7 protein-coding genes are annotated in these 10267 nt (G+C 64.5%); 1 reads left to right on the top strand and 6 read right to left on the bottom strand.

The features are described 5' to 3' along the window. A partial coding sequence (locus tag BJQ90_RS13730; protein WP_226760805.1) for an endonuclease/exonuclease/phosphatase family protein occupies window positions 1–1310 on the top strand: 1310 nt, incomplete at its 5' end. A gap of 130 nt (window positions 1311–1440) precedes the next feature. Here BJQ90_RS13730 and BJQ90_RS22745 read toward each other — a convergent pair. From BJQ90_RS22745 to BJQ90_RS13700, 6 genes are all read right to left on the bottom strand, one after another. After that, window positions 1441–5043: a CDP-glycerol glycerophosphotransferase family protein gene (locus BJQ90_RS22745; RefSeq protein WP_226760804.1), complete on the bottom strand. Its 3603-nt coding sequence runs from the start codon at window positions 5041–5043 to the stop codon at window positions 1441–1443. 276 nt (window positions 5044–5319) lie between these two features. Continuing rightward, entirely contained in the window at window positions 5320–7125 is a 1806-nt protein-coding gene (locus BJQ90_RS13720; RefSeq protein ID WP_226760803.1) for a metallophosphoesterase family protein, read from the bottom strand. A 93-nt stretch (window positions 7126–7218) separates the two neighbouring features. Further along, on the bottom strand, window positions 7219–7917 hold the full coding sequence (locus BJQ90_RS13715) for an NTP transferase domain-containing protein (RefSeq protein ID WP_226760802.1): 699 nt from the start codon (window positions 7915–7917) through the stop codon (window positions 7219–7221). 219 nt (window positions 7918–8136) lie between these two features. Continuing rightward, on the bottom strand, window positions 8137–9282 hold the full coding sequence (gene wecB / locus BJQ90_RS13710) for a non-hydrolyzing UDP-N-acetylglucosamine 2-epimerase (RefSeq protein WP_226760801.1): 1146 nt from the start codon (window positions 9280–9282) through the stop codon (window positions 8137–8139). A gap of 54 nt (window positions 9283–9336) precedes the next feature. Then, window positions 9337–9618: a hypothetical protein gene (locus BJQ90_RS13705; protein WP_226760800.1), complete on the bottom strand. Its 282-nt coding sequence runs from the start codon at window positions 9616–9618 to the stop codon at window positions 9337–9339. A 68-nt stretch (window positions 9619–9686) separates the two neighbouring features. After that, window positions 9687–10267 (bottom strand): YdcF family protein (locus BJQ90_RS13700; protein ID WP_226760799.1); only part of this gene is annotated, 581 nt, incomplete at its 5' end.

The following is a 10267-nucleotide window of genomic DNA, read 5'->3' as shown; positions in this document are numbered from 1 at the left end:
AAAACCTCACCGCCTATTCCCCTGCCGTGACGTTCACCACCCCTGTTGATGCAATTACAACTCCCACGGGATTCACCGGCACGTCCACCTACCGGACCGTTAACTTGGCATGGAACGCCGTCCCCAATGCCCCGGGCTACCGGGTGGCAGTTGCCACCAAGGCCGATATGTCCGATGCCGAGTGGCACCGCTACTACGGAATTAACACCGCTGAACTGCGCGGGCTGAGCTCCGTCACCACCTACTATTTCAAAGTCAGGGTGATCGACGAGGCCGGAACCAGCCTCAGCGCGTACACGCCGGCGCTGGTCCTGGCCACCAAGGCGGAGCCGCCTGCCCCGCCCGCCCTCAGCAACCCATTGACGGTGGCAAGCTACAACGTGATGTGCGCGAACTGCGCGCCCGAAAGCGACACCAACCCCAACGCCCTGCCCTGGTCCGAGCGGCGCGGCGCCGTCGTGGCCAACATCAAGTCACGGATGCCGGACGTTATCGGCATCCAGGAGGCTTCCCAAGGCTGGCTCAACGAGCCCGGCCAGACGGGCGGGCTCTCCCAGTTTGAGGATCTGCTGCAGCGGCTCAACGACGCCGGAGCCAAGTACGCGATCAGCAACAACAAGCGCAACAACTGCGTCGACTCCACGACCCCCACAAATTGTGTCTACGCAGACCAGGGCGCATCGAACGGTGCCCGGATCTTCTACAACCCGGCGACCGTCGAACTGGTGAAAACGGGAGCCAAAGCACTTCCGCTGGCCAGCGTCCCCGAAAACCCCCGGTTCTTCACGTGGGCCATAGCAAAGCAGAAATCCACCGGAAAACTCTTCTTCGTCGGAGACACGCACCTGTCCACCAGCAAAGCCGACGGGTTCTACGAGCTCCGGAAGCTGCAGGCGGAGACAATCGTCAGCGTCATCAAACAGGAAAACACGGCCGGTCTGCCGGTCCTGATGACGGGAGACCTGAATTCGAGCAAGTGGCAAAAACCGACCAATGCTCCCTACGACGTGTTCACCAGCTTCGGACTTATCGATCCGCTGGGCAATGACTACTGGCAGGACTTCCCGAGCATGGCCGCCACTGCCGAGAAACGGATCAACACGTACCTTGACAGCTGGAACGGTTTTGCCACCCTTGCACCGGCCACGGACGACAAGACGGCAAACGGCTCCTACATCGACTACATCCTGACGTCGAAGATGCGGGTAGCGCAGTGGGAAACCGTGGCGAACCTCGACAGTGCTGGCAACTTCGTCGGAATCATCCCTTCTGACCACAACATGGTTGTGGCGACCGTGGGGCTGCCCTGACATAAGGTGCAGACGGCCGGGGGCTCCTTCCCGGAAGGCATTAAAGAGAACAGCTGTGGTCGCCCGAGGCGGCCACAGCTGTTGTCTTTGTGTCCCTTACCGCCATCCCCGGGATGGCAGGATCACCCGTCTAGCCGGCGGACGGCATGTGGCCGGTGTTCGCGCGGTCGGGCCAGAGCGCGTCGAAGACGCGGCCCGTGGCGTTCCCGTCGCAGTAAGGCGCAAACATGTCGACAAACGCCGCATACCTGGGCTCGTAACGGCGGGAAACCGAGGAGATGTTCTTGATGGACCGCACGACTTCCTCGGTGGTGTTGTGCAGCGGGCCCGGCGCCTTTTCTTCCAGATCGAAGTAGAAGCCGCGGGTCTCGTCGCGGTACTGGGCGATATCCGGGGTCAGGAAGATGATCGGTTTACCCGTCACGCAGAAGTCGAACATCACCGACGAATAATCGTTGACCAGGATGTCGGCGGCCGTGTAGAGGTCATTGACCTCCGGGTACTCGGTCACATCGATGACGAACTCGTTGGCCGCCGTCTGCCGCTGGCCGGCAATGTTGTGGTGTCCGCGGAGCAGCAGAACGTAGTCGTCGCCAAGCTGCTGCTGGGCCTTCTCGAAATCGAGGTACGTGACCATCTCGTATTGCCGCGAGGCGTTCTTGGCGTCGTCGCGCCAGGTGGGCGCATAGAGAATCGCCGTCTTACCTTCGGGAATTCCGAGCCTGCGGCGGATGGCGGGCCGGTCCTCGTCCATCCGCTCCCGGGTAAGGCTGTCATTGCGGGGATAGCCCTCGGCGACAACACGCCCGTCGAATCCGAAGCACTTGGCCAGGACCCCTGCGGCGTAGTCGTTCTGCGCCAGGAGCGCATCCCAATACTCTGCTTCGCGCCACATCAGGTTCCAGTAGGAGAGTGAGAAGTTCGTCCGGGCGACGTCGTTGCCGAGCTTCTTCAGCGGAGTGCCGTGCCAGGTCTGGATGTAGACCTGTCCCTCGCGCTTGCGGAAGTAGAACGGGAAGTTGTTGTTGTTGATCAGGATCCGGGACTCGGTGAGCAACTGGTACCACCTGCGGGACCCAATCAGCACCGGCTCGGCTCCTGCCGGGACCGGCACCGAGAAATCGGCGACCGCCCAGTACATCGGCCACTGGCTTCCCCGGCGCTGGAACTCCTCCAGCAGCCGCCGCGGGCTGTCCGTGGCGCGACGGCCACCGAAGCACATGAACAGAATGGCGTCCTTGAGTTCAGCGTCCCCGCCCACCGTCACCGGGGTGCGCATTTGCTGCTGGCCAAACCTTCCCACCTCGTCTGCCACCAACGGGGGCCTCAGGTGGATGGTCAGGGCAGCGTTCTTGGGGGTGCGGCTGACGCCGACCTCCAGCCGGTCCGCCGCTATCCGGCGGGGCATCTGCGCTTGAAGCCCGGACGACGCCGGGAACCAGTACCCCTGGTGGTCTGCGACTCCCGGGGGGACGAAGCGCACACTGTACGCGCCGGCCTCCGGCATCACTTCCTCGCCGTCCCACGGGTTCTGGGGCAGCAGGAAATCGGCGGTGAACGCGTTGCTCCCGTCGTTGGTGCGGACCGTCAGCGCAACGTCCGTCGCGGGGATGACCGCCTTCCCGCTGGAGAGGACAAAGCGGGGAGCATGGATGACCGGTAGGTCCGCGGTGCCCTCGATCCGCAGGGTGCGCTGATCGGCTGACACCTCGACGGAGGAGGCAATGACGCGGGTCCTGCGCTCCTTCACGGTCACGAACCCGTATCCCGACAGGCCCAGCCTGAGGCTTCGGGTCTGGTCGGAACGGGACTCCAGCTCCGAAGAACCTTCCGGCCACGCCACCGGCTGCGGGGTCTTGAAACCGCTGTCCATCCGCAGCCGCCATTCATACTCGCTGGTCGTGGCTGCGCCGGCCCCCAGGGCTGGCACCTCGACGGCGTAGACTGCCTCAGCGCCGTCCACCCGCAGGCAGGTCGCCGTCTCGCGGATTCCGAACTTGACGTTTTCGATGGAAACTTTTGCGGCAACCGGGGCGGAGTTCGCTGCAACCCTCAGCGTCAGGGTCCGTCCGGTTAGTTCCAGCGAGGTGGCCACGTACAACGGCGTGACGGGAACAAAGGTCAGTCCGGTCGTGGCAGGGCGCATCTCCACGGCCAGCCGGGAGGTGTCCAGCAGGGGGCCCACGGGCAATGAGCCAGTGGAACCGTTGAGGTCACGGCGCGTCAACGGCGCCTCGAGAGTCCTGCCGCCGGCAGTGGCGGTCAGCAGCACGTGCCAATCGGCGGGGCCGTCGGCCCCGTGGCCTTCCAGCATGAGGGCCGGGTCAATGACGGCGCTGAAACCGGCTTCGGCGTAGGAGGTCCAGTTGTCGTTGGATTCCCAGTCGATGGACTTGTCCGTGTGGCGCTGCACTGCCAACGGGAGGGTTTGCGCGCCGTCAGCGCTGACCAGGGAAGCCCGGATGGTGAGGTTTCCCTCGACGGGATCCACGGATGAGATGTACGCGTGACCACCGATTTCGAGTTGGCCGTCGGGCTGCCAGGCGAAGTGTGTCAGCTTGCTGACCAGGCGAAGGTCGATCTCGCGGCACGGCAGGAGTTCCGGGTCGTAGCCGGAAAGTTCCGCCAGGTACCGCGGCTGCGCCAGCAGTGCGGAACCGGTGACCTGGGTGGGGAAGCTGGAACTGTAGTCGCTCCGGTGGTTGCAGATACGGACGACGTCCTCGCGCCGGTCCGCGAGGACTGCCGAGAGGATCAGCCGGTTGTGGATTCTGATGCCCTCCCAGTCCAGCTCCAGGCCGTCGCTCAGGCGGCGCACCGTGGTGTGCAGTGTGTCCCAGAAGACCTGATCGGTGCGCGGAACTACCTCGTAGAAGCGGAAGAGGCCGTTGCCCAGCTCCTGGGAAAGCACCCGCCGGTAGACTTCCGGGCTCAGCATGGGGCGCACTTCGGCGGCGAGGGACTCGAGCCGGCCAAGCCGGTCCGCCAGGAACGGCAGTTGGCAGAGCTGCTCCCGCGCCGCCGGTCGGACGGAAGCGTCCGCTGAAGTAGTCACGACCTTGAGATCGAGGATGTCGAAGGACTCCGCCCGGGAGTAAAGGGTGGGAACCGCTTCGTACTGCCAGTGCTCCCGCTCCAGGGCGATGTTGGCGGTTGCCGACATCCAGAAATCCCGCCGGAAAACCTTGTTGACGAGGGCGCCGTCACGCAGAATCCCCGGAACTTCCGAAAGGGCCGCGGCCGGCCGCGGTTCGGCATGGATGTCCCGCTGCCATACCGGCGTGGTGCTGGCCTTGCCCTTGAGAATTCCGGTCATGCCGACGGCGAAGGACGAACCGGTCTTTTGAAGGGACCGGAACAGGGGATCCAGGCTGGCCTTTTCGGCCACGTCCCCGGCAGTGAGGAACATCAGGTAGGGGGCGCGGCTTTGCGTGACGGCAAGGCCACGGGCTGCCGGTTCTGCGGCGCCGGCAAGGGCGAGGTATTTGACCCGCCGGTCCCGTTTCGCAAACGCCTCGACCTGCCCGCGGCCCAGCCCGGCCAGGGAGGTATCCACGACGATCATTTCCATGGCGCCGGGCTCCTGGCCCACCAGGCTGCGCAGCGTCGCAACCGGATCGCCGGCGTCGTCGGTCAGCAGGACGACAACGGAAAGCTGGGGCCGCTGCAGGGGTGCAACGGGCTTGGCGGCGGCTGCCCGCTGGAGCTTTGCCAGATTGGCCGGGTGCGCCACTTTCCGGATCTGCTTTCGCTGCTCCGCGGGCAATGCCCGCCACACCCTCCGGAGATTCCTCTCCGCGGCAGCTTTTAACGCGGCTATTGCTTGGCTCTGCTTGGGACCTTGCATTCTTGGATTCGCTTCCCTCGTCTGTTTCAACCGGCGGTCTTCTTCATCATGTGTTGCAAGTCAATGGTGGGGCTGGTTGCGGCGCCCACCCGCGGCGGCAGCGCTCTGCACGCCCTGGCAATATGGGCGGTCGTCCCGGGGCGGCCCCGTCGTGGGGCTCCGTCAAAATGGTTTCCTCACCACCAGCTCAACGTTCTGATCGGCGGCGCTCCCGATCACCTCTGCGCTTTCGAGGCCCGGTCTGTTTAGGACGAGTTCCAGGCTCAATGCAGCCATGGACGCCGGGCTCTGGATACCTTCATGGAACACGCTCTCCGGGGCCGAATGGTCCACCAGGGTCGCAACAACCGACAACGTGCCGTCTCCGTTGTCCAGGAGTTCAACCACCCGCGATTGCTGCGGATAGTCGATGAGCGACGCCGTCGTGATTTCCCAGAATCCACCGTATTCGCGGTTCGTTTTGTACGGCGTCACCCGGTGCTTGTGGCTGTGGCCATTGAGCCATACCACCACATTGGGAAACCGGGAGACGAGTTCCAGGACGGCGGTGAGGTTCAAGGGCGGGTCGCCGCCCTCGGACGAAACCGTGACCTCGTCAAAGTAGGACAGCGGATGATGGCTGAACAGGACCACCAGGCGATCCTCAACATTCTTTGTGCTGAGATCGCCTTTCGCGTCGTATGACTTGCCGGAAACACGCTCGAGCTGCTCTTCCAGCCAGGCCGCCTGGGCGGCGTCCAATACTGCCACGGCGCCGCCGTCCGGGCTCGCCGTGTTCAGCATGATGCCCATCACCTGCGGCGAGATGTCGAACGTGTAGTACAGCCGGGCCTCGGGGCCCTGGCCAGCGCGGGGGACAGCCTCGTCGCGCCGGTCAAACTCCGGCAGGGAGTCCATGAACTCGGCCTTGCTGAACTCGCGGCGGAGCTTGGAAGCGCCCACCGTTCGCGAAGGCATGGACGCGATGATGGCCCGGCGGTCGTCCGCACTGGAACTGATGATTTCATCCCAGAAATCCGGTTCGTCCAGACCGGCCGGCAGCCGCATGGGAAGTGTGTCTCCGGTCCGGAGGGTGTCGACGAAGGCGGTCTTCGCTGGTATGGGATCCGCCACCTCACGCCCGGCTTCATCGTGGTTTCCGAAGCCGAAATAACAGGGAAAGTCCGAGCCTGCTGCGCTCACCGGCCGGATTGCCGCCTCGAGGAGCCCCGGAACGGTGGGATAACCGTAAACGGCTTTCCAGTCGTCCGGGGGTGCGAGCGGGGATTCCGGCCCGGGGTGCCAGATATTTTGGGACAGTTCCAGCGGAGCCGGGCCATGATCCTGAATGCCCTCATACCTTGCGGTGGGGTGCGAGCTTACGGGGACGCCCTTGAACACGCCAACCGCGGCGGACAGTTCGCTGAGCGCAAACGAGTTGGTGAGGTCCCCCGTCGTCACGAGGCAATCCAGGCGTCGCTGACTCACGGGTCCGCGCCCGACGGCGTTGAGCTTCCGGACCATTGCGTCCAGCACATGAACGGTGAGCAGGTCTTGCGGGCGGAACAGCCCGGAGGGCGGATAGCCGTCCGTGAAATCGAAGTACTGCCAAAAAAAGGACAGCCGGCCCGGGTTGGCGGCGTCGAGCACGTGCGTGTCTGTCAGGTGACCCCATGCGGCCAGGCCCGTCCGCGGGGCGTCGGCATTGCCGTTGCGGGTGCACAGGTCTTCGCGGAGTAGTGCCGGAAGACCCGGACCGGAGGCGAGCCGCCGGTAGGGCCGGTGAGGCACCCGCAGCGGCCCGAGGATGACCGTGGCGTCCAGGGTCGTCAGGGGTGTCGCCGGGGCCGGCGTGTTGGGGGCACCCGTTCCCGGACCGGCGATACCTGTGGAGTCCGACAGCCCCAGCAGGGTCGCTCCGGTCGCGCCGGTGATTGACCACCGGATGGCGTCCCGCCGGGATACGTGCTTCCTGCCCTGCTGTCGCACTTGCTGGTGTGGCCCTTTGCTGTTGCGGTCGGCTGGGCAATGGCGTCCGGCACGGTCAATGGCGTGCGGGCACCGGATGATCTGCGGGTCGCCCTAGATGCTGGCGTTGGCCCGGACCAGGTCGTCCGGGAAGTCCACTTCGACGGCGTAGAACTCGCTGATGTCCACGGGAGTCCATTTGAGGTCATCCTGCTTGATGGTCAGCTCGATGGCCTTTTCGAAGTAGTCCTGGTCGTCGACTTCAATCAGCCGCTTGAGGAGCTTCTTCTTGTCCTTCGAGCTGACGTAGTTGATGCCGACAGCCTCACCATGGGCCACGTCGGCCGGGACAATCTTGGAGAGTTCCAGGATCTTGCCGTCGGCATCGGTGGTGTACTTGACTTCCTCATCCGACACCGAGGAAACGTCGACGGTGATGAAGGATTCGTCGCGCTTGATGTAGGGCATCAGCATTTCGAGAATGTCCGGGTCGAACACGACGTCCCCGTTCATCCACAGGACGCCGCCCGTGGCGGAGTTGCGGATGGCCTTCAGGAGGCTTTTGGAGGTGTTCGTCTGGTCGAAGTTCTCGTTGTACACAAAGGACGCGTTGGGTACGTGTTCGAGGATCATTTCGAGCTTGAAGCCCACGGCAATGGTGAGCCGCAGCTTCTTGCCAAACTTGTTCTGCAGGTTCTGGACCTGCTGGTGCATGATGGTCCTGCCATCACTGAGCTCTGTCATGGGCTTCGGGTGCGGGCGCGCCAAGCGCGTTCCCATTCCGGCAGCAAGAATTACAGCCTGGATTTTCATGTGTTTTTCCTCTTCGACGAGTGATCCTTCGGATGGGAGCGGCGAGCCGTAGCATCACTCGAGCGGGCCCCTTACACACCGCAAAACCGGCTGAGGGGCGCATCCCCGACACTCATCATAGCGGCAAGTGCCGGTCAACCCAAGAAAGCCAGCAACCTTATGTTAAGGCTCTGTTCACCTTCGCCGCAGAGGGGGACCGAATCATAGACCGTTGGGGGCTTAACCGCCGGTGAACGCGCCGATGCGGAATCCGACGCCGAGCAGTTCGGCAATCGCCGCCACGGTCCGGGCGGCCGCCTTACCGTCGCCATAGGGGTTGACCGCGTTCGCCATGGCCGCGAAGTGGTCTGCGTCCTTGAGCAGGCGTGTCACCTCGGCGACAATCCGCTCCTCGTCCGTGCCGATGAGGGCGACGGTCCCCGCCGCGACAGCTTCCGGACGTTCGGTGTTTTCCCGCATTACCAGCACCGGCTTGCCCAGGCTGGGAGCTTCCTCCTGGACGCCACCGGAATCCGTGAGCACGAAGCGTGCCAGGGACAGCAGCCGGGTGAATTCGCCATAGGGGAGCGGCTCAGTCACTATGATGTTGGCCTTGCCCTCCAGCAGAGGCAGCAGTGCTTCGCGCACCACCGGGTTCTTGTGGGCCGGCAGCACTATCACCAGCCCGGGTTCGGCGTCGGCTATCCGGGCGAGGGCCCGCCCCATGCCCCGCATGGCATCGCCCTGGTTCTCGCGGCGGTGAGTCGTGACCAGGAGGACGTTCCGGCCGCCGGCCGCCAGTTCCTCGAGCCTGGGGTCAGTGAAGGGAACTTCCTTGCCTACGGTCGCCAGGAGGGCGTCGATGACGGAGTTGCCCGTGATGACGACGTCGTCCGGGTTGATCCCCTCGGCAATGAGGTTGGCTTCGCTGACGCTTGTGGGCGCCAGGTGAAGGCTGGCGATCTGACTGGTGATCTTGCGGTTCGCCTCTTCCGGGAACGGGGAGTGCAGATCGCCGCTTCGAAGTCCTGCTTCGACGTGCACGACGGGAATGCCATGGTAAAAAGCGGCAATGGCGGCGGCGGTGGACGTAGTGGTGTCACCCTGGACGACGACGGCGTCCGGCCGCGTGTGGGCGAACAGGGTTTCCAGGCCGTCGACGGTCCGGGTCAGGATGGCGGACAGGGACTGCCCATGCTGGAGGATGTTGAGGTCGTGGTCCGGCACGATCCCGAAAAGCTCGTTGACCTGGTCCAGCATTTCCCGGTGCTGGCCTGTCACCGTGACGATGCAGCGGAAGTGCGGCGACTCTTCCAGGGCGTTGATCACCGGCGCCATTTTGATGGCCTCCGGCCTGGTGCCGAAGATCGGCATGATGCTGTGCATGGATTTCCCCCAAGGAGACGCGGCGGTGGTTTGGCAGGATTACCCGGCAGCCGGTTACCCCAGGAGCAGGAGGGCGATGACCAGGGCGGGCACGCTGACGGCCACGAAAATGACCGCGACCAGGGCCGCCAGGCGCTTGCGGCGGTAGGCGGCTTCCCCGTCGTCGGGATTCAACTCGGCGGCCCGCTTGGCCGGCGCTGCGCTCCGCTGGGCCAGCGGAGCAGGCTCCACGTCCGGAACCAGGAGCGTGTCCGGAATTTCCCCGTGGAAGGTCCGGCGCTTCAGGTGGCGTGGGGCCGCGACGAGGCGGGGAACATCGCCGGCAGGATCGTCCAACAGCTTGTCCTCCTCGCCCTAATACATGGTCAGCTGGCTGAGGGTCTCAGCCTGGTCGCCTCCAATTCTTACATTCCCGTCCTCTGATCCGCGCATTCCGGCCGCAGGGACGCATCAATCAGGCCCCCCGTTTCGATGATGAACCGGCGCAGCCACTGCCCCGGACTCAGTGCTGGGTGGGAGGCGACCATCTGCACCTCCGCCGCGGTGCATTGGCCGATCAGTCGCCCGGCCCTGGTGACGTGGTAGCTGGACGTCACCACCGTCACGGACGTCCAGCCGTTGGCGCCGGCGAGTTCCGCAATGATGTCCGCTTCACTGCGGGTATCCATGCCGGTGGGGCGGAAACACACCAGTCCCGGATTGGGGAACGTCGCCGAGTTACAGATGCCGTCGGCAGCGGCGTTGCCCTGGGTGTCCGTGTGGGACAGCACCAGCAGGGGCACATTGAGCTCGCGCTGCATCCGCTGCGCCACCGGCAACCGCTCGGACGCAGCTCCGCCCAGCATGATCACGGCGTCCGTGCGGTGCACGGTCAGCGGATCCACGTTGACGAACAATTGAATGGCCAGGACAAGCCACAGCAAAGCAGCGCCGGAAACGGCGGCCAGGCTCCGGCGGATACGCCGGGGCAGGGCGTTCAGCGCGG

The organism is Arthrobacter sp. SO3, assembly GCF_020532825.1.
Lineage (GTDB): Bacteria > Actinomycetota > Actinomycetes > Actinomycetales > Micrococcaceae > Arthrobacter.
This window is presented reverse-complemented; position numbering and strand designations above follow the sequence as displayed.